12 protein-coding genes and 1 pseudogene are annotated in these 20,382 nt (G+C 66.5%); 9 read left to right on the top strand and 4 right to left on the bottom strand.

What is annotated here, in order from left to right; all coding sequences use genetic code 11:
• Positions 1–18: 18 nt before the first annotated feature.
• Entirely contained in the window at positions 19–1,161 is a 1,143-nt protein-coding gene (locus tag sphst_RS06310) for an endo-1,4-beta-xylanase (RefSeq protein WP_031393584.1), read from the top strand.
• Positions 1,162–1,262: 101 nt separating this feature from the next.
• On the opposite strand, the gene sphst_RS06305 is transcribed toward sphst_RS06310, so the two are convergent.
• Positions 1,263–4,652, bottom strand: a complete 3,390-nt coding sequence (locus sphst_RS06305) for a TonB-dependent receptor (protein ID WP_051916298.1) — start codon at positions 4,650–4,652, stop codon at positions 1,263–1,265.
• 163 nt (positions 4,653–4,815) lie between these two features.
• Between sphst_RS06305 and sphst_RS06300 the strand changes: the two genes are divergently transcribed.
• From sphst_RS06300 to sphst_RS06280, 5 genes are read left to right on the top strand one after another with little or no spacing between them, the layout of a single operon-like run.
• Positions 4,816–6,336, top strand: coding sequence for a tryptophan halogenase family protein (locus sphst_RS06300; protein ID WP_031393586.1), 1,521 nt, complete (start codon positions 4,816–4,818; stop codon positions 6,334–6,336).
• Positions 6,333–7,736: a tryptophan 7-halogenase gene (locus tag sphst_RS06295; RefSeq protein WP_159043541.1), complete on the top strand. Its 1,404-nt coding sequence runs from the start codon at positions 6,333–6,335 to the stop codon at positions 7,734–7,736. Before sphst_RS06300 ends, sphst_RS06295 begins: the two co-directional genes overlap by 4 nt.
• On the top strand, positions 7,733–9,250 hold the full coding sequence (locus sphst_RS06290) for a tryptophan halogenase family protein (protein WP_031393029.1): 1,518 nt from the start codon (positions 7,733–7,735) through the stop codon (positions 9,248–9,250). The genes sphst_RS06295 and sphst_RS06290 overlap by 4 nt, the downstream gene beginning before the upstream one ends.
• Entirely contained in the window at positions 9,247–10,749 is a 1,503-nt protein-coding gene (locus sphst_RS06285; RefSeq protein ID WP_107045403.1) for a tryptophan halogenase family protein, read from the top strand. Before sphst_RS06290 ends, sphst_RS06285 begins: the two co-directional genes overlap by 4 nt.
• Entirely contained in the window at positions 10,749–12,500 is a 1,752-nt protein-coding gene (locus sphst_RS06280; protein ID WP_107045316.1) for a glycoside hydrolase family 9 protein, read from the top strand. The genes sphst_RS06285 and sphst_RS06280 overlap by 1 nt, the downstream gene beginning before the upstream one ends.
• 3 nt (positions 12,501–12,503) lie before the next feature.
• Here sphst_RS06280 and sphst_RS06275 read toward each other — a convergent pair whose 3' ends face one another.
• Together sphst_RS06275 and sphst_RS06270 are read right to left on the bottom strand one after the other, a co-directional pair.
• Complete coding sequence (locus sphst_RS06275) at positions 12,504–13,544, bottom strand: cupin-like domain-containing protein (RefSeq protein WP_107045315.1); 1,041 nt, start codon at positions 13,542–13,544, stop codon at positions 12,504–12,506.
• Between the two features lie 72 nt (positions 13,545–13,616).
• Positions 13,617–14,735 (bottom strand): SGNH/GDSL hydrolase family protein, encoded by a 1,119-nt coding sequence (locus sphst_RS06270; protein ID WP_234387496.1) that lies wholly within the window; start codon positions 14,733–14,735, stop codon positions 13,617–13,619.
• Positions 14,736–14,961: 226 nt separating this feature from the next.
• On the opposite strand from sphst_RS06270, the gene sphst_RS06265 reads away from it, so the two are divergent.
• From sphst_RS06265 to sphst_RS06250, 3 genes are all read left to right on the top strand, one after another.
• Complete coding sequence (locus sphst_RS06265) at positions 14,962–15,936, top strand: glutathione S-transferase family protein (protein ID WP_031393607.1); 975 nt, start codon at positions 14,962–14,964, stop codon at positions 15,934–15,936.
• A gap of 22 nt (positions 15,937–15,958) precedes the next feature.
• Positions 15,959–16,252 carry a hypothetical protein gene (locus sphst_RS20415; RefSeq protein ID WP_031393608.1) on the top strand — a complete coding sequence of 98 codons (294 nt, stop codon included), beginning with the start codon at positions 15,959–15,961 and terminating at the stop codon, positions 16,250–16,252.
• Between the two features lie 497 nt (positions 16,253–16,749).
• The gene (locus sphst_RS06250; RefSeq protein WP_043156642.1) at positions 16,750–19,638 is read left to right on the top strand and encodes a PAS domain S-box protein; all 2,889 of its coding nucleotides are present in this window, start codon (positions 16,750–16,752) and stop codon (positions 19,636–19,638) included.
• A gap of 198 nt (positions 19,639–19,836) precedes the next feature.
• On the opposite strand, the pseudogene sphst_RS20865 reads toward sphst_RS06250, so the two are convergent.
• Positions 19,837–20,382 (bottom strand): annotated as a pseudogene (locus sphst_RS20865) (HWE histidine kinase domain-containing protein); the annotation flags it as partial.

Here is a 20,382-nt window from a genome sequence, read left to right as displayed (position 1 = left end):
TAAAAGAGAGGATGTGCTGTGGAAATTACGCGACGCACCGGGCTGGCGATGCTGACGGGTCTTGCCGTATCGGCCGGCGCCCGTGGGACGGCCGCACCCGCGCCGACCGGCCTGCACGGCATCGCCGCGGCCAAGGGGATGCGGGTGGGATCGAGTTTCGCATGGGGTGCCCCGGGTGCCGATCGCGGCTCGTTCGCGAACCCAGCCTACGCCAACCTGCTCAAGCGCGACTGTGGTCTGCTCGTGGCCGAAAACGAGATGAAGTGGCAGGCGTTGCGGCCGAGCGCGACCGCCTTCGACTTTGCCCGCTTCGATGCGATGATGGCATGGGCGGACGCCAACGCACTGCCGGTGCGCGGGCATAATCTGCTGTGGCATCAGCCCAAATGGATGCCGCGCTGGGAAGAAGCGCATGATTTCGGCGCGACCCCCGCGCGCGCCGCCGAACATCTGCTGGTCGATCATATCACCACGGTATGCCGCCGCTATGGCACGCGGATCCGCAGCTATGACGTGGTCAACGAGGCGGTCGATCCCAAGGATGCGAGCCTGTACCAGACCGCTTTGTCGCGCGCGCTGGGCAGCCCCGAGGCAACGCTGGACCTCGCCTTCCACACCGCGCGCCGCGTCGCGCCGCACGCGCAGCTGGTCTATAACGACTATATGAGCTGGGAACACGGCAACGCCACGCACCGCGCCGGCGTGCTCAAGCTGCTCGAAGGGTTCAAGGCGCGCGGCGTGCCGGTCGATGCGCTGGGCGTACAGTCTCACCTCGTCACCCAGGGGATCGACGCGCGCGCGACGATCGCAGGGCTCGAGGGCGAGTGGCGTCGCTTCCTCGATGCGGTCACCGCGATGGGCTATGGCCTGGTGATCACCGAGCTCGACGTCCGCGACAACGCACTCCCTGCCGACTTCACGGTCCGCGACCAGGCGGTGGCCGATTTCACGCGCGGCTATCTCGACGTGATGCTCGCCTATCCGCAGCTTCGCGACGTGCTGCTGTGGGGAATGACCGACCGCTATAGCTGGATCGAGGGGTTCGAGCCGCGCAAGGACAAGGCCCGCCGCCGCCCCTGCCCCTATGACGCCGCGTTCAAGCCCAAACCGATGTACACAGCGATCGCCGCCGCGCTTGCTGCCGCCCCGCCCCGCACCTGACGCCCAGACAAAAAAGGGCGCCGCGATTGTCGCGCGGCGCCCAGGGGGGAGAACGGGAAGAAAATCGGGAGCGTCGGCCGAACCGCCCGACCCTTTCGCGCTTATCTGAACGATGCGCGGATCGAGAAGGTGAAGCGGCGATCCGCGATGAACCAGTTGCGCGGCCGCGTCAGCAGATCATCGTTGATCACATATGACGTGCGCGTGATCGAGTTGGTCAGGTTGACGCCCTGGAACCCCATCTTGATCGCTGGCGTCACCGCGTAGAAGATCGAGGCGTCGAGCTGCCCGTATTTCTCCGCGTAGACCGGCGAGTTCGGCACGATCACGTCGCGGATCGTCAGCAGGTTCTTGGACCGCCAGTTATACGCGGCGCGTACCTCCAGCCCGTTACGCTGATAGAAGGGCGCGAAGTTGAACTGGTATTTCGACAGCCCCTGCAACGGCAGCCCGCTGGTGTCGACGTTGGAGATGATCCCCGCTGTGACGTTGGGATCGTCGGAGTCGAGATTCTGCTGCGACACGCCCGACGATTTCACGTAGGTGAAATTGGCCGCGAGACCGAACCCGCTCAGGAACCCCGGCAGGAAATCATAGGTCTGCTGATAGCCGACCTCGAACCCCTTTACGCGACCCGTCTCGGTCGAGTTCAGCGGGGTCGTGATGATCCCGTCGAATGTCGCGCCGTTGTTGGTGAAGCTCTGACGCTGCAGGCTGTTGGTCTGCACGCCGTACAGGTCCTTCTTGAACAGCGACAGCGTGAGCTGGCCGACATTCGAGAAATACCATTCCGCGGTCACATCGTAATTGTCCGCACGGACCGGCTTCAGAAACGGGTTGCCGACCTGGAAGGTCGCGACCGGCGCACCATTGAACAGGATCGTCTGGTCGCTCGTGTTCAGATTGATGTTGTAATAGGACCGGGTCAGCCCGAAATCCGGCGGAGCGACGCTCTTGGTGAACGCCGCGCGGAATTGAAGACCGCCGCCCATCGCCAGCTTCACGTTGAAGCTCGGCAGGAAATAGTCGTAGCTCAGCTTGGCGTCGTTGGGCGTCGTGCTGCCGTTCTGGAACGCCGCCGCGGCGTCGCGTACGGCTTGCGGCAACGCGCAGAACCGCGAGACCGGCTGCCCGTTGGTCGGCGCGACGCAGCTGAACGACTGTTGCGGGAAGGCGAAGAAGCCCGACGAGACGCGATCCGTCTTGGTGTACCGCACACCGATATTGCCGCTCAGGTTCCAGCCGTTCGACAGGTCGTTGCCAAATCGCGCCATCGCATAGACCGCGTTGTTGCGCTCGCTGACCGGGTTGATCTCACCGGGCAGGAACGGCGTCCCGGCGACGACACCGGCACGGCTTGCCAGCGGCACCCAGCCATTGGCACCCGACAGGTTGCTCGTGAAGTTGCGCCATTCCTGCGCGATCTGGCTGATCGCCTGCGTCGCCGCGCCATAATCCTGGAGGAACGACCCTGGCACGAACACGCGCCCGCCGTTCGACGAATCGTTCGCCTTGCCGCGGAAGAAGTTGTCGTAGAGGAAGGCCTGCTGCGGGCCGAGATTGCCCGTATTACGCGTGACGGGATTGCCATCGATCGGGCGATCGAACCAGACCGGGCCACCTGGGCCGGTCGGCGCCGCTGCATTGTCCTGGTTGTTGCCGCCGCCCCAGATCTCGCTGAGCACGCCCCAGTTATAGCCGGTCGAACGCGCTTCATTCTGGCGATCGGCGAAGCGATAGCCGACGCGGACCGAGGTCAGCCAGCTATCCTCCGGGAAGGAATAATCGAGGTCGATGCGCGCAGCATCCTCGTTGCCTTCGCTGTCCTCGATATGGTCCATCGCCGAACGGTAGAAGTTGTTATAGGCGTCGAGATAGCTCGGGTGCGCGGCGTTCTGGTAATTGTTCGGCGTGTTCGTCACGGGGATGAAGTTCACATAGGCCGGGTTGGTCCCGTCGAGCCGGATATCGGCATTCTGGAAGGTCGTGCCCCAGACCGTCAGGTCGGTGACCTTCACCTGCGACCAGACATGCTGGTAGTCCAGGTTGATGCCGAGCCGGTTCGTCGCCTGCCACTTCAGGTTGAAGCTGGCGTCGTTGGTGCGGAAGCGCGACTGGTTGCCGCGCGAGATGTTGTTGCTCTGCAGGCCGTTGCTCGGCGTGCGCTGGTCGCCGCCGTTCGCCGGATCCTGATCGGCGCGATAGCCGTTCGGGCCGGTGATGATCCCGCTGGTGAAGACGTTATCGTCGTCATAGGCAAAGCTGGTGCCGGGGAAGGGCTGCGTGTCGCCTGCCGCCAGCACGTTGTCGGTCGCGACCTCGATCGAATTCTCGGTCCACGCCTCGCGCGAGTCGGTCCGCAGGAACTGCGCGGTCGCGGTCATCGACTTGTCGGGGCTGCGCCACTGGCCGGCGGCCGAATAGCCGTAGCGCGTGCGGTTGAATTCCTGGCTGCGGATCGCCGCGCCGCGGGGCACGTAGACGGTGCGGCCGGTGTTGACCACGCCGGTGGTCGCGTCGACCGGCTGCAACAGCGACCCGTCGGCGCCGATCACGCGCTCGCCCCAGTTCGAGATCTGGACGCTGTCGGCGCGGCTGCGGACCTGCGAGCGCACGAAGCTGGCGAGGACCCCGAAGTCGCCGATGCCGGTTTCCCAGCGGTTGCTGCCGAGCACCGAGACCGTCGGTGCCGACTTCTTGACGAAATCGCCGTAGTTGTTCTCGAGCGTCCCACCCAGCACCAGTCCGGTGGAATCGAACGGCAGGCGCGTGCGCAGATTGACCGAGCCGCCGATGCCGCCTTCGATCATGTCGGCGGACGGGCTCTTGAACACGTCGACGCCGCCAAGCAGTTCGGCGGGCACGTCGGCGAAGGACAGGCCGCGGCCGTTGTTCGCGCTGAACGAATCGCGGCCGTTGATCTCGGAGCGCGTGTAGCTGAGGCCGCGGACGGTGACGCCCGACCCTTCGGTCGCGAAGTGATCGGGATCGGCACCGGCCGAGAAGCGGCTGATCGACACGCCAGGCACGCGCTGCAGCGCTTCGGTGACCGAACGATCGGGCAGCGCGCCGATGTCTTCGGACGAGATCGAATCGCCCACGACTTCGGAATTGCGCTTGATCGCCTGCGCACTCTTCAGGCTCTGGCGGATGCCGGTGACGACGATGTCCTGATCGGCGGCTTCGTCCTGCGGCGTTGCGGTCGACTGCTCGGCCTGCGTCACCTCGGCACCGCCCGAGGGCACCTGCCCGTTGGCGGAGGGCTGTGCCGCGCCCGCCTGGGGCGCCCCGGCCACCGTCGCCGCAGTGCGATCAGAAGATGCGGTACGCCCGGCCGCGTTCGGCGTCAGCGTGGTCTGGCCGGCGGCGGCATCGGCTTGCTGAGCCAGAGCGCCGTTTGGCGCGGTGGCCAGGCACAGCGCAAGCAAGGAGGCACCACCTTTGAGGAGGTTCCCGCGACGCGCGGCGCGTGTGATCTCGAACTTGGCCATGACTCCCGGCACCCCCTCATTGTGTTAGCGCTATCATTTGTAAGCGCTTTTTTCTTACAATGTTTGGTAGCGAGAGGGATGAGTTCGGCCTAGACTGAATCGGACGGTTTTTTAGTGAATTGCTAGGCTTGTTGCATGATTGCAACATAGTCGGGGGGTGGAATTGGACGAACGTGCTCGGCTACGCATCGTTATCGTTGGTGGCGGTACCGCAGGCTGGATGACCGCGGCGACGCTCGGTCTCACGACCGGTACGCCGTCCGCGGCACGGCTGGCCGATATCACGCTGGTCGAGTCCGAGGAGATCGGCACCGTCGGTGTCGGTGAGGCCACGGTGCCACACATCCGGTTCTTCAATCAAAGACTGGGTATCGACGAAGCCGATTTCGTCCGGCGTACCAAGGCGACGTTCAAGCTGGGCATCGAGTTCTGCGATTGGGGTCGGATCGGCGACAGCTACATCCATCCGTTCGGCGATTTCGGCCATGACATCGACGGACTGCCATTCCATCAGCATTGGCTCCACGCGACCCGGGGCAAGCCGGATGAGACGCCCGCGCTCGCCGCCTGCTCGCTCCCGATCGTCGCCGCGCGTGCCGGGCGGTTCACGCCGCCGCTCGACGATCCGCGATCGGTCGGGTCGACCTATTCCTATGCGTATCAGTTCGATGCCGGGCTCTATGCCGCGTATCTGCGCGACTATGCCGAAGCCCGCGGCGTGACGCGGATCGAGGGTCGCGTCGAGCACGTCGAACGGGGCCCGAGCGGTATCGCGGCCCTTCGCCTGGCGGACGGGCAGCGGATCGAGGGCGATCTGTTCGTCGACTGTTCGGGGTTCCGCGCCTTGCTGATCGAAGGCGCCCTGAAGGCGGGACACGAGGATTGGGCGCACTGGCTGCCCTGCGACGCGGCCTGGGCGGTCCCGACGACGAACGCCGGCCCCCTCGTCCCCTATACCCGCGCCACCGCACGCGACGCCGGCTGGCAATGGCGGATCCCGCTGCAGCATCGCACCGGGAACGGTCATGTCTTCTCGACCCGCTTCACCGATCCGGACCGCGCGCGCGCGGTGCTGCTCGACACTCTCGAGGGCGAGGTGCTGGCCGAGCCGCGGATGCTGCGATTCCGTACCGGGCGTCGGCACCGCCAATGGATCGACAATTGCGTGGCGATCGGCCTTTCCGCCGGGTTCCTCGAGCCGCTCGAATCGACCAGCATCCACCTGATCCAGCTGGCCATCGGCAAGCTGATCGAGCTGTTCCCGAACGACGCCGTGCTCGACCCTGCGGATGCCGCGGAATTCAACCGCGCGATGGCGCTGGAATATGACCGCGTCCGCGACTTCCTGGTTCTTCATTATTGCGCGACCGAGCGCGACGACACGCCGTTCTGGCGCCACATGCGGACGATGGACCTGCCCCCCTCGCTGGCCGGGAAGATCGCCGCCTTTCGCGATCGCGGCATCGTCGAACAATATCGCGAGGGCATGTTCCTGCCGGCGAGCTGGCTCGCGGTCTATTATGGCCAGCGAATCATGCCCGAACGCATCCACCCCCTCGTCGCCGCACTGCCCGTCGCGGAGTCGCGCGCGCGTGTCGCGGCGGTCGCCGACGCCTGCCGCCGCACCGCCGAGGGGATGCCGACGCATGCGGACTATCTTGCGCGGATCGGGGCTGCCGCGTGACGGCTACGGTCGCGGTGCTGGGGGCGAACCTGTGCGGCTGGATCGCCGCGGCGGCGCTGGCGCAGCGCTTGCCACGCACGTCCTACCGCGTGGTGGTGATCGACGACGGCACCGGCGGCGATGGCCTGGGCGATTTCGCGCCGGTGATCGCGGTGCCGCCGGCACTCGCGAGCTTCCATGCCGATCTCGGTCTTGATGCGGCGACGCTGGTCCGGATGACGGGCGGTGGTCATGCGCTGGGCGTCGCGTTCGGCGGCTGGCGGGCCGACGGCGCGGCGGCGTTCCTGTCCTATGGCGAGACCGGTGCGCCGCTCGAGGGCATCGCGTTTCACCAGCTCGCCGGACGGCTGCGCGCGGCGGGGCACCCGGTCCGGCTGGCCGATCATGCGCTGTCCGCGGTCGCCGCGCAGGCGGGCCGGTTCGCACCCGGGGCGCCGATCGCGCATGCGCTGCATCTGCCCGTCGCGCCCTATGAAGCGCTGTTGCGCGGGGCGGCGCTGCGGGCGGGGGCGGAACGCGCCTCCGCGGACTTCGTCGATGCCGAGATCGCAGCGAACGGCATCGTCGAGAGGCTGACCCTCGCGGACGGCACCGGGATCGAACCCTGGCTCGTCCTCGACTGTTCGGGAACCGACGCGCGCATCGCCAGCCGTACCAGCCCCGCATCCGAGGACTGGTCCCGCTGGTTGCCCTGCAACCGCACGCATGCCGAGACAGTGCCCGCGCAGGGCGCCCCCCCGCCCTATACGCAGGTCGATGCGCAGGACGCGGGCTGGACGGCGACCTGGCCGCTCGACGGCGCGGATGTGCGGCTGACGTGCAGCATGGGCGGCACCGGCAAGCCATTCCGCGCGGCGCGGCGTGTCGAGGCATGGCGCGGCAATTGCGTCGCACTGGGCGCCGCCGCGGGCCTGCTCGAACCGCTGCACCCGACCGCACTGACGCTACTGCTGCGGTCGCTCGCGCAGTTGATCCAGCTCTGGCCCGCCGGACCGGAGGCACCCGTCGAAGCCGCCGCCTTCAACCGCACCGTGGCCGGGGCGCTGCAGGGCGCGCGCGACTTCCTGATCGCGCATTATGCCGTGGCCGGTCGCGCCGGCGCGCTGTGGGACGACCGCCGCGCGGCATCGCTACCCGGACCACTCGCCGCCAAATACGATCTGTTTGCGGCGCGCGGGCGGTTGCCGATGTATGACGACGAAGTGTTCGAGGAAGAGGATTGGGCGGTGATGTTCGACGCGATGGGCCTCATGCCGCGCCGTTACGATGCGCGCGCGGACATAGTGCCGCTGGCGGCGATCGAGCGGCATCTGGCCGAGCAGCGCGCGCGGGTCATCGCGCAGGTCCGCGCGCTCCCCCCTTATGCGCAGGCGATGGCCGCGTTGCGGACGCGGGCATGACGATCGGCGCCCCCGTCCGCCGCATCGTCATCGTCGGCGGCGGTACGGCCGGCTGGATGGCGGCGGCCGCGCTTGCCCGGCTGATCCCGACCGGAGCAAGCATCACCCTGATCGAATCCGACGCGATCGGCACCGTCGGCGTCGGCGAAGCGACGATCCCGCCGATCCGCGGCTTCAACGCGATGCTGGGAATCGACGAGGCCGAATTCCTCGCCGCGACCGCGGGGAGCTTCAAGCTCGGGATCGAATTCGTCGACTGGGGTGCGCTCGGCGAACGCTATCTGCATCCCTTTGGCGGGTTCGGTTTTGATATCGAGGGTGTGCGCTTCCACCAATATTGGCGTCGCCGCCGCGCGGCCGGGATCGTCGAGGATATCGAGGCCTATTCACTGTGCGCGGTCGCCGCGCGCGCGGGACGGTTCATGCCCCCCTCGCCCGACCCGGCGTCGGTGCTGTCGCAGATGGCGCACGCCTATCATTTCGACGCGGGCCTTTATGCACGCTTCCTGCGCGGCCGCGCCGAGCGCGACGGTGTCGTGCGCGTCGAAGGCGATGTCGTCGATGTCGCGCTCGACGGCGAGACCGGCCATGTCCGCCACGTCACGCTGGCCGGCGACCGCGTCATCGAAGGGGACCTGTTCCTCGACTGTTCGGGGTTCCGCGGCCTGCTGATCGAGCAGACGCTGGGCGCGGGCTATGAGGACTGGACGCACTGGCTGCCCTGCGACCGGGCCGTCGCGATGCCGGCCGCGAACGCCGGCGCGGCGATCACCCCCTATACCCGTTCGACCGCGCGCGCGGCCGGCTGGCAATGGCGCATCCCGCTGCAGCACCGCACCGGCAACGGCTATGTCTATAGCAGCGCGCATTGTTCGGACGATGAGGCCGCGGCGACGCTGCGCGCCGGGGTCGACGGCACCCCGCTCGCCGAACCACGCCTGCTGCGCTTCACCGCGGGACGGCGGCGCAAGCAGTGGATCGGCAACGTCGTCGCGTTGGGCCTTGCCTCCGGTTTTACCGAACCGCTCGAATCGACCAGCATCCACATGGTCCAGACCGGCATCTCAAAACTGCTCGCCCTGTTTCCCGACCAGGGCTTCTCGCCGGTCGAGATCGACACCTATAATCGGCTGGCAGCGACTCAGTTCGACCAGGTCCGCGACTTCCTCATCCTCCATTACCATGCGACGCGCCGCGAGGATTCGCCATTCTGGCGCGAGACGCGTGCGCGGGCGATCCCCGACAGCCTGAGCGAGAAACTCGCCTTGTGGCGTCGCCGCGGACGGCTGTTCCGGTGGGAGGACGATCTGTTCGCGGAGGCGAGCTGGGTCGCGGTGCTGCTGGGCCAGGGCATCGTTCCCGACGGCTGGGACCGGCTGGCCGACGCGGTCGACACGCGCGAGGTCGATGCACGGTTCGACCGGCTGCGCGCGATGTTCGCCGATGCCGCATCGCGAATGCCCCGGCACGAGGACTATCTCGCCCGCATTTGCCCGACGCGGGTGCGCGCATGACCGGCACACTCGGATCGGTCGTGATCGTTGGCGGTGGTACCGCGGGCTGGATGGCTGCGGTCGCGTTCGGCCGCCTGCTGGGCGCGGCCGGGACGCGCGTGACGCTCGTGGAATCGGACGACATCGCCACGATCGGCGTCGGCGAGGCGACGATCCCGCCGATCCGCACCTTTCACGCGATGCTCGGGATCGACGAGGACGCCTTCCTCCGCGCGACCGGCGGCAGCTACAAGCTCGGGATCCGCTTCGAGGGCTGGACGCGCCCGGGTGACTCCTACGTCCATCCGTTCGGCCAGATCGGGACCGACATCGCCGGCGTGCCGTTCGCCGCGCAGTGGCTGCGCGCCCGCCAGGCGGGGGCCGCCGAAGCGCTCGGCGCCTATTCGCTCGAGGCCCGCGCCGCCGAAGCCGGCCGCTTCTCGCGCCCGATCGCGAACGGCGATTCACCGCTGTCGCGGATCGGCTATGCCTATCATTTCGACGCAGGCCGCTACGCCGCGTTCCTGCGCGCGCAGGCCGAGGCACACGGCGTCGTCCGGCGCGAGGGCCAAGTCGACCGCGTCGAGCGTGGCCCCGCCGGAATTGCCGCAATCCATCTCGCCGATGGCAGCCGTATCGAGGGCGACCTGTTCCTCGACTGCACCGGGTTTCGCGCGCTGCTGATCGAGGGCGCGCTGCGGGCCGGCTGGACCGATTGGTCGCAGTGGTTGCCGTGCGACCGCGCGGTCGCGGTCCCTTCGGCCGCCGACGCCGCGCCGCTCGTGCTCACGCGGGCGATCGCGGAACCCGCCGGCTGGCGCTGGCGTATCCCGCTGCAGCATCGCACCGGCAACGGGCATGTCTTCTCCAGCCGCCACACCAGCGAGGACGAAGCGACCGCGACGCTGCTCGCCGGGCTGGACGGTGAGGCACTGGCCGACCCGCGCGTGATCCGCTTCGCCACCGGGCACCGCACCCGGTTCTGGAGCGGAAACTGCATCGCGCTCGGCCTGGCGGCGGGGTTCATGGAGCCACTGGAATCGACCAGCATTCATCTGGTGCAGAGCGGGCTTCAGCATCTGTTGCGGATGCTTCCGACAGGCGTTCCCCCTGCCCCGGCGATCGTCGACCGGTACAACCGCACTATGACCGGCGAGTTCGTCCGGATCCGCGACTTCCTCGTCGCGCATTACCACCTCAATGCCCGTACCGAACCCTTCTGGCGCGAGCGCGCGGCGGCGCCGATCCCGGATGGCCTCACCGAAAAGCTCGCGCTGTTCCGCGCCGGCGGACGCATCTTCCGCGAAGCGGACGAATTGTTCAACGAGGTCAGCTGGCTCGCGCTGCTGACCGGACAGGACGCACCCGTGGCGGGCCACGATCCCATCTGCGACGCGTTGCCGCTCGCCAACGCGGCAAAGCGGCTCGCCCAGATCGAGCGCGTCGTCGCCACCTCGCTGACGCACATGCCCCCCCATGCCGACGCGCTGGCACGGTTGGGCCAGGACAGGACAATCTGATGCCCATCGCCCTCTTGCTCGCCGCCGCCGTCATCAACATCAACCAGCTCGGCTTCCGTCCCGAAGACCCCAAGCTTGCGATCGTCGCCGATCACGCGACGCGGCCGCTCGACTGGGTCGTGGTCGACGACGCTGGCAAGACCGTGCTGACGGGACGCACCAGCGTCGGCGGTGACGACGCGGCGTCGGGCGATCATGTCCATGTCGCGCGCTTCACCGCGCTCACCCGCCCGGGCAACTACCGGCTGCGCGTCGACGGGACCGAAAGCGGCCGCTTCCGCGTCGGCCAGGACGTCTACGCCCCGCTCGCGCTGGACGCGCTCAACTTCTTCTACCAGCAGCGCGCCGGCACGCCGATCGAGGCGCGCTGGGCGGGCAAGCGCTGGGCGCGCGCGGCCGGACACCCGCGCGAGGTCGCCGCCTGTTTTTCGGGCGCGGACGAGAAGAGCAATGTCTGGTCCGGCTGCCCCTACACCCTCGACGTCACCGGCGGCTGGTACGACGCGGGCGACCACGGCAAATATGTCGTCAACGGCGGCATCGCGGTATGGACGCTGCAGAATCTCTACGAGACCGGGCTTGCGCGTCGTGTGTTCGCCGATGGTCAGGCGCGGCTGCCGGAAGCCGGCAACCGCCGCGACGACCTGCTCGACGAAGCGCGGTGGGAAATCGAGTGGATGCTGCGGATGCAGGTCCCCACAGGCACCCGCGTCGCACTCCCCATCGGGCCGCATGATCGCTCGGGCAGGCTTGCGCTGACGCCGGTCGACGCGGGCGGCATGGCGCATCACAAGGTTGCCGACGCGCGCTGGACGACATTGCCGACTGCACCCGCCGACGACAAGGAACCGCGGCTCCTCTACCCGCCCTCGACCGCGGCAACGCTGAATCTTGCCGCGGTTGCAGCCCAGGCCGCGCGGCTGTGGCAGCCGATCGATCCCGCCTTCGCAGCGCGGTGCCTTGCCGCCGCGCGCGCCGCCTGGACCGCCGCGCAGCGCAACCCCGCGATCTTCGCGGCGCAGGGCTTCACCGGCAGTGGCGGCTATGGCGACGAGACGCTCGACGACGAACGCGCCTGGGCTGCGGCCGAACTGTTCGCGACGACCGGCGATGCCGCCTACCGCGAAGCGCTGCCGACCGGCGCGACCGGCGCGACCGGCGAACCCGGCTGGGCCAGCGTCGCACCACTCGGCATGATCACGCTTGCGACCGCAAGCGGCGTGCCCGCGACGATCCGCGATGGAGCGCGTGCAGCGATCGTCGCGGCCGCCGACGGCTTCCTCGCCGAAACCACGCGCACCGGCTACCGCATCCCCTACGCGTCGCAGACCTATAATTGGGGGTCGAATTCCAGCATCCTCAACCGCGCGATGCTGCTCGGCCTCGCACAGCGTTTCACCGGCGATGCGCGCTACCGCGCCGGCGTCGTCGATGCGGCCGATTATATCCTCGGCCGCAATCCGCTGGGCCAATCCTATGTCTCGGGGACCGGCTGGAAGCCGCTGACCAACCCGCATCACCGGTTCTGGGCGCATCAGCTGTCGGCATCTTCGCCACCGCCGCCGCCGGGGGTGGTGTCGGGCGGCCCCAACAACAGCGCGATGGTCGATCCGGTCGCCGTGAAACTGAAAGGCCGGTGCGCGCCGCAACGCTGCTGGACGGACGACATCAACGCCTATGCGCTGAACGAGGTGGCGATCAACTGGAACGCGCCGCTCGTCTGGGTCGCCGCCTATCTCGATAGCGACTGACGCTCAGCGGCGCTGGAGCGATTTGAGCAGATAGCCGCGCATCCGCTCGGTCCGGTCCTGGCTGGCCGGCCCGAGCACGCCGCGCGCGGGCGCGGGCAGATGATCGCCCGCCGCCGCCGCCTCGTCGGCGAACACATAATGCTCGAACCACGCGCGCCACCCCGCCTTCTCCGCCGCGGGCAGGTCGCGCACCGCCATCATCGCGTGCACCACCGCATGGAACGCGGACACGCTCGAATCATAGGCGCGCCAATAGTTGCACAGCACGTTGAGCGTCCCGAACGCCTGGACGTGATGCCACCAGATCGCCGGGATGAAGATCGCATCGCCCGGCCCCAGATCGGCCACCACCGCGTGACCGAGCGCCTCGGCATAGCGCGGATACCGCTCCAGATCGGGCGCGAGCGGATCGACCATGCTCGAAGGCGGCCCCGCCAGCGTCCGGTCGAGCGGCCCCAGATAGAGATTGCCGACCTGATCGGGGGGAAACAGCGTGAACCGCCGCTCGCCCGCGACCACGCAGGCGAGATTCGTCGACCCGTCATAATGCGTGGCGGTCTGCGATCCGTTGCCGATCCACAACCGCGGCGTCGCCCCGCCCATCGGCAGGTCGAGCGGGTTCGCCGCCGCCCATCCCGGCAGATGCTCGGGCGCGGTCGCTGCGTTCGCATAGAGGATGTGCCGTTCGGCTTCGGGAACGTCCGACAGGCGCAGCAATTCGCTCAGCAACACGCCGAGCGGCGCCTTTTCGCGGTGAAAGTTGAACCCTTCCAGATTATCGCCGCGATAGAAGAACTTGCCGCCGAACGCCGGGCCGCCGATCAGCACCTCCATCGGCTTGCCGCCATCGCCGAGCCCGGTCAGATACGCCGCCGTCGCGCGATCGCCACCCGCCGCAGCCCGGACGCTGGCCCAGTGCGCGACCTGACCGCGCAACACGATCGGCGCGTCCCGCAGGGCGATCTCGGCGGCAAAGGTGGCGGCGTCGACCGCGGCATGTTCCTCGACACGGGCATCGGTGGGGGCAGGATGCGATATCGTCATCCTCCTGCGATAGCAGGATAATGCGCCGCGCCATATTGCGTTTGCCGGCCCGACGAACCGGCCGTCCGTCGATCAGGGTCGCCGCGCCCATCCCACAACGCGCGCGTCGATCACCGCCGCGATCCGGTCGGCAATCACGGTTTGATCCGCGAGCGAGGGGTGCGAGTGGCACCCGCTGAAGGAAAGGCCGTTGACCGGGACATAGGTGAGCCACGGCGCGCCGGATTTGCGCAAGGTCGCAGCAACCTTGGCCACCTCCGCCTGGATCTCGCCATTGGCCATGTCCGTGGCCCACAGCACGATCTGTGCGCGTGGATCGCGTGCGTGGAGCTCCTGCACGAAGCGCACATAGCGTCGTTCGTAATCGTCGTGGAGCACGTCGCGGCTCGCCCATGTTTCGCCGGCGTGAAGCGGTGTGGTGAAATCGTTGGTGCCCAGCGAGACGATAATCACCTGCGGATGCCAGCCGGGCGCGTTGGCACGGGATCGATGATCGAACAGGGTGAAGGGATAGGCTTCCGGCAGCGTGTCTGCCGCGAACCCGCTATAGTTGCGCACAACCCCGCGCCCGGAGATCGCATTGACCGCGTAATCCGCGCCGTAGCGGCGGGCGAGCAGCGCGCCAAAGCCGCGCGACGTATCTGTCGTCGCCCAGACCTCGTCCTGGGTACATTCGCGTTTGGACGACGTCACACCATAGCCGACGCTATGCGAGTCGCCGACGAACTCGATCTGCCGCGCGCGCTGCTTCAACCTCGCTCCGACAGTCCCCCGCTCGGCGAAGAACGGCCCGATGCCGGTCGGACCGGACTGGCTTTCCGAAGCGACCTCGATGCGCAACACGTGGCGGCCGGCGGGCATCCCGGCGACGCGGTACAGGCCGGGGACGGGCTTGACGAGCGTCGTGATCCTGCGTCCATCGACGAGCACGTGAAGTGCCACCTCGCCCGGCCCCACGTCGAACGATACCGCCGAGCCCCGAAACGCCGTCTCGGCATAACTGCCCGGCCATTGGCGGACAAAGCCCGCGCCTTTGCGCTCGAAACGGCCGTGCATCGCGGCCGGCAACAGCGTCAGCGCGACAGGCCTCTCTGTCAGGCGCTCGACGCGAGGCTGTGCGGCAGCCTCGACCGTCGCCGCGAGGATCATCAACCCAGCCGCCATCCCTACCATCCGACCATGCTTTGCCATTCGAAAACCTCCTACCGCTCCTGCACCTCCTATCCCTTTCGCGACGACCCGGCGACCGGCGTGGTGGACGCGACCGTCCGCCTGCGGCCGCTGTTTGCTTGATCGGGGCGACCGATCCCGAACCCGGCGCCAAAGCCATCGCATGGGACGAAAAGAGCCGTTGGTCGTTCGTGAGGGGAAACGGTGGCGGATCTTGCTTGAGGTCCGTTTTCGACGGAGGGATGACATGGGTAGAATGATCGACGGCGCGTGGCACGCGGGCAAGGTGACGGAAGACAGCAAGGGCGGCGCGTTCGAACGGCAGGATGCGGGCTTTCGCGACTGGCTGACCCCGGTGGGGAGCCCCGGCCAAGACGGACAGCCCGGCCATCCGGCGACGCCCGGTCGGTATCACCTCTATGTCAGCTATGCCTGCCCCTGGGCACACCGGACGCTGATCGTGCGCGCGCTGCACGGACTGGAGGATGCGATCGGCGTCTCGGTGGTCGATCCTGTCATGCTGGACAATGGCTGGACCTTCGGCACGAGCCGCGGCGGTAGTGGCGACCCGCTGCACGACGCCGAGTTCCTGTGGCAGTTGTACGCCCGCGCCAGGCCGGACTATTCCGGCAAGGTCACCGTACCCGTCCTGTGGGATCGCGAGACCGACACGATCGTGTCGAACGAATCGGCGGACATCATCCGGATGCTCGCGGCGTTCGCCGGATCCGGACCGGACCTCTATCCTCAGGCCCAGCGCCAGCAGATCGATGAGGTCAATGCCCGCGTCTACGACACGGTGAACAACGGCGTGTACAAGGCCGGCTTCGCCACGACGCAGGACGCGTACGAGGCGGCAGTGCGCCCGCTGTTCGAATCGCTCGACTGGCTGGAAGAGAGGCTGTCCGGCAGCGACTGGCTGGTGGGCGAGGCGATGACGGAGGCCGATATCCGGCTCTTCACCACGCTGGTCCGCTTCGATGCGGTCTATCACTTCCATTTCAAGTGCAACGTGCGCCGCATCTCCGACTATCCGGCGTTGGACGCTTACGTCGCACGGATGCTGGCAGATCCGCGCATCGCCGCGACGGTGCATCTCGATCACATCAAGGCGCATTACTACGCCAGCCACCGCGACCTCAACCCTTGCGGAATCGTGCCCGTCGGTCCTGCCCTCCCTTGGGCTCACCTCACCGCGGGAGGCGATCAGACGCTCACCTGACCAGCCGATTGGCAGCAGGGACATGTTGGCGATGGAATGCTCGAAGCCCGCGGCGACGAAGATGGCGACCGGGCCGATAAACACGGCGACCTTGCCCGACAACGTTCTGGCGAACATCGCCATCTTGTCCAGCTTCGAATCCATTGTCGCGGCTGCAGCGTCGCCGATCGTTCATGCCGCGTCGGATCGACATCTATTCCGATGCGATGGGCTGGACAGCATTCACTACCTGATCTCGTGTTACAATCGCTTTTGGTCGGACGGTGGAACCTGGACAGACACCGGCATCCCGTTCCTACCCTCAGTCGCCGCATGATCAGCGCTCTTTGCGCAAGCGCCCGAGAGTAATACCGTCAAGCCTCTTCGGCCCGCATCACCGATCATGCGCTGCGCGAAGACGATGCCCGCCAAGAACGACCGCTTTTCCATGGGCCAGGGCCAGTTCGATATGAACATTCTTGCTGCGGTCATCGATTGCTTCGCTCGCGCGCCTTCGTTCTTGCTCAGCCCGGTCGCGATGATAGGCAACTCTTCCAGTCTCAGTCATCGACCCCTCGTCCCAATCCCACAATATATTCGTTAACCAACATACGTGAGAGGCATGCCGAGGTTCCCTGTCATCGGATCTTTCCGTGATCACAGCGGTCGCGATGCAGGAATTTCAGATCATGGAGCCATCGCCGAGGAACGGGAAAGAGCATGCGCCGCTGCGGGGATCACAACCGGCCAGTTTCGACAGTTTAAGAACGACCAACGTTGAGCTTGGCGGTGACGATGCTACAGCTCTGTGACCCGCTAAACCTTTGGAGTCCGATGACCGATCTGCCCGCGCGCGAGAAGCAAAGATTGGCTGCACTCGCAGAATATGACCTGATGGACACTCCCCGCGAGGCGGCGTTCGACGAAATCGCCGAACTGGTGGCGGCGATCTGCGAGGCGCCAATCGCGATCGTGAATCTGATCGGGGACGGCCGCCAGTTCTTCAAGGCGGAAGTCGGGCTTGGCGTTCGTGAGACGCCGTTGGAGACGTCTTTCTGCGGGCGTGCAATCCTCGAGGATGAATTCCTGCTCGTCCCCGATGCGACAGACGACCCACGGTTCGACTGCAATCCCCTGGTCACGGGTGAGCCGCACCTGCGCTTCTATGCTGGCGCCCTGTTGAAGTCCCCTGATGGCTTTCCGATCGGCACGCTCTGCGTTCTGGACTATCGCCCCCGCGACCTGACCGAGGTTCAGAAGCAGACGATCCGCGTCATGGCGCGACAGGTCATGGTGCAGTTTGAGCAGCGTGTTGCAACGGGACGCCTGATTGCAGCCGAAGCGCGCCAGCGGGCGATCGTCGATAGCGCACAGGACTTCGCCATCGTAGCCTGCGATCTCGAAGGCCGTATCATCGAATGGAGCTATGGCGCGGAACGGGTGCTGGGCTGGTCGGAAGACGAGGTGATCGGTCGAAGCGTCTTCCTGTTCTTCACGGATGAAGACCGCGCGGCCGGGGTGCCGGTACAGGAGATGGCCTGCGCCCGTGAGACGGGGCGGGCCACTGATGAGCGGTGGCACGTGCGCAAGGGGGACGAGCCTTTTTGGGCCAGCGGTGAGTTATCCCTGCTCCGGGATTCGGCCGGCCGCCATACCGGTTACGTCAAGGTTCTTCGTGATCGTACCGAAGAGCATCTTGCCGGCGAAGCGCTCCGGAAAGCGCAGCAGCGCTTCCAGACAATCTTCGACACGGTCGATGCGGCTTTCGCCATCGTCGAGGTCAAGTTCGACGAGGATGACAAAGCCGTCGATTACCGGTTTGTCGAAGCCAACCCCGCTTTTGAACGCCAGTCCGGCGTCAACTTGCGCGGCAAGTGGGTCACGGAATTCGCACCTGACCTCGAGCAGTTCTGGTTCGAGACCTACGGGCATGTTGCCAAGACCGGTGAAGCAACCAATTTCGAGAATTATGCCGAGGCATTCCAGCGCTGGTTCGACGTACGCGCAGTAAGGGTTGGCGATCCCGCAGATCGACAGATCGCAATTATTTTCAACGACGTGACCGCCCGCCGAGAAGCGGAGGAACGCCTGCGTGTCAGTGAAGCCGTCGCACGTCAGAACGTCGAGCGGGTGAAACTCGCGCTGGAAGCCGGCGCCATCATCGGCACCTGGCACTGGGACCTGCCGAGCGATCAGTTCACCGTAGACGAAGCATTCGCGCGTGCCTTCGGCCTTGATCCGGCGCTCGGCCGATCCGGCATTCCGCTCGCGCAGATTACAGCAACGGTGCATCCCGACGATCAGGCAGGGCTGACTGAGGCCATCAACGCGGTAATTGCCCGCAGTGGATCCTATGCGCATCAATACCGGGTCCGCCGCGCTGACGGTCGATATTACTGGATCGAAGCGAACGGTCGGGTTGACCATGCACCCGACGGAACGCCGCTGAGCTTTCCCGGGGTACTGATCGACGTCGAGGAACGGCGGAGCATCGCAGCGGAGCGCGACCGTGCTGTCGCCGATCTCCGCGCGCTCGCTGAGACGCTGGAGCAGCGCGTCGCCGAGCGAACCGCCGACCTTGGCCAAGCCGAGGACGCGTTGCGCCAATCGCAGAAGGTGGAGGCGATCGGGCAACTCACCGGTGGGGTGGCGCACGACTTCAACAATCTGCTGACGGTCATCCGGGGTTCTATCGACCTATTGCGCCGGCCCGGTCTCTCCGACGAACGCCGGCAGCGCTATATCGACGCGATCTCCGACACAGCCGAACGCGCGACCAAACTGACCAACCAGCTGCTCGCATTCGCGCGCCGCCAGTCGCTCAAGCCCGAAGTCTTCGATGTCTCGGAAAGCGTGCGGACGGTCAGCGACATGGTGCGGACGCTGACGGGCGCACGCATAAAGGTATCGCATCGGTTGCCGACGGAGCCTTGCTACATCGACGCGGACCGCAGCCAGTTCGACACCGCGATCGTCAACATGGCGGTCAATGCGCGCGATGCCATGAACGGCGCGGGCGAGCTGTCCATCGTGGTTGCGGCAGCATCCGGCATGCCCGCCATACGGTCCCATCCGGCCACGCCGGGCGAGTTCGTGACGGTCTCCTTGACCGACAGCGGCCCTGGTATTCCAGCCGACAACATTGAACGGATCTTCGAACCGTTCTTCACCACCAAGGGGGTAGGCGAAGGGACAGGCCTTGGCCTCAGCCAAGTCTTCGGTTTCACGAAGCAGTCCGGCGGGGGCGTCGTCGTCACAAGCGACGAAGGCGAAGGCGCAACGTTCACCATGTTCCTGCCCCGGGTTGACGGGCTGGACGGCGGAGCGGCCGAAGAAGGCGACAACTCCCTGCCGCTCGGCGAAGGCGCCTGTGTGCTGGTCGTCGAGGACAATGCCGAGGTTGGCATGTTCGCGACCGAGGCGTTGGGAGAGTTGGGCTATCATACGGTCTTGGCGATGGACGCCTCCAAGGCACTCGCCGAACTGGCGACAGATGCAGGCAGGTTCGACATCGTCTTCTCCGACGTGATGATGCCCGGCATGTCCGGTATCGAGCTAGGTCAGGAGATCGGCCGGCTGTATCCTAAGCTGCCGGTCGTGTTGACCAGCGGGTACAGCGAGGTTCTGGCGCAGAGCGGTACGCACGGGTTCGAACTGGTGCATAAGCCCTATTCGATCGACACATTGTCGCGAGCCCTCAAGAAGGTGTCACGCCGTCGATGAAGCGTAAGCGGTGTCGCAACCGGACGGTTGTGACATTACGCTTGCTGCAAAGAGAGCAATCGCAGGAACCGCAGTTGATCATCGTTGGATGCCAGCCATTTTTTAACGGTGTCGCCAAGCATGAACGAACGTCCGCAACCGGTCGCGGCCAGGCATGGTCGATCAGTCTATGCTGCCCGGCATTCACCCGCGGCACGCTTAGTGCCGGCTCAACAAGGTTTGCAACGTGCGTCCAACGTCTTCGGCCGAGAACGGCTTGTTGAGCACGGGATGGCCGGCGAACCGCTCCGGCAGGACGGTGGCGCTGTCGTAGCCGGTGGTGAAAACGAACGGGATCTTGCGATCTTGGAGGATGGCAGCAGCATCCCATGACATTTCGCCATCGAGATTGACGTCGACGAGAGCGGCATCGATCGCCGCCTCGCACGCAAGCTTGAAAGCTTCCGGCAACCGCATCGCCGGACCGACAATGTCCCAGCCCAGATCGATGACCACATCCTCGATGAGCATCAGCACCATGGCTGAATCTTCAACGATCAGGATCCGCGGCGGATTGTCGGTAGGAATGTCTGTGACTTTCGCAGGGGCATCATGGGCGATAGAGGCGTGGGAGGCGGTGCCGCCAGACTGCGCCACCGACGCGGGCATGACGATCGCGCACGCCACCCCGCCTGGGTCGAACGTCAGGGTCGAAGATCCGCTCGTTTCCAGCGCCAAGGCCCGCTCGATCAAGGTCGATCCGAA

Source organism: Sphingomonas sp. STIS6.2 (genome assembly GCF_000732685.2).
Classification (GTDB): domain Bacteria; phylum Pseudomonadota; class Alphaproteobacteria; order Sphingomonadales; family Sphingomonadaceae; genus Sphingomonas; species Sphingomonas aerolata.
Note: the sequence above shows the minus strand (reverse complement) of the source record. Positions and strands in the feature narration are given on the sequence as shown.

Excerpts from the sequence above, each read along its gene's own strand:
- sphst_RS06305 (WP_051916298.1), bottom strand. The coding sequence starts at position 4,652 with ATGGCCAAGTTCGAGATCACACGCGCCGCGCGTCGCGGGAACCTCCTC.
- sphst_RS06290 (WP_031393029.1), top strand. The coding sequence starts at position 7,733 with ATGACGATCGGCGCCCCCGTCCGCCGCATCGTCATCGTCGGCGGCGGT.
- sphst_RS06285 (WP_107045403.1), top strand. The coding sequence starts at position 9,247 with ATGACCGGCACACTCGGATCGGTCGTGATCGTTGGCGGTGGTACCGCG.
- sphst_RS06280 (WP_107045316.1), top strand. The coding sequence starts at position 10,749 with ATGCCCATCGCCCTCTTGCTCGCCGCCGCCGTCATCAACATCAACCAG.
- sphst_RS06275 (WP_107045315.1), bottom strand. The coding sequence starts at position 13,544 with ATGACGATATCGCATCCTGCCCCCACCGATGCCCGTGTCGAGGAACAT.
- sphst_RS06270 (WP_234387496.1), bottom strand. The coding sequence starts at position 14,735 with ATGGCAAAGCATGGTCGGATGGTAGGGATGGCGGCTGGGTTGATGATC.
- sphst_RS06265 (WP_031393607.1), top strand. The coding sequence starts at position 14,962 with ATGGGTAGAATGATCGACGGCGCGTGGCACGCGGGCAAGGTGACGGAA.
- sphst_RS20415 (WP_031393608.1), top strand. The coding sequence starts at position 15,959 with ATGTTGGCGATGGAATGCTCGAAGCCCGCGGCGACGAAGATGGCGACC.
- sphst_RS06250 (WP_043156642.1), top strand. The coding sequence starts at position 16,750 with ATGACCGATCTGCCCGCGCGCGAGAAGCAAAGATTGGCTGCACTCGCA.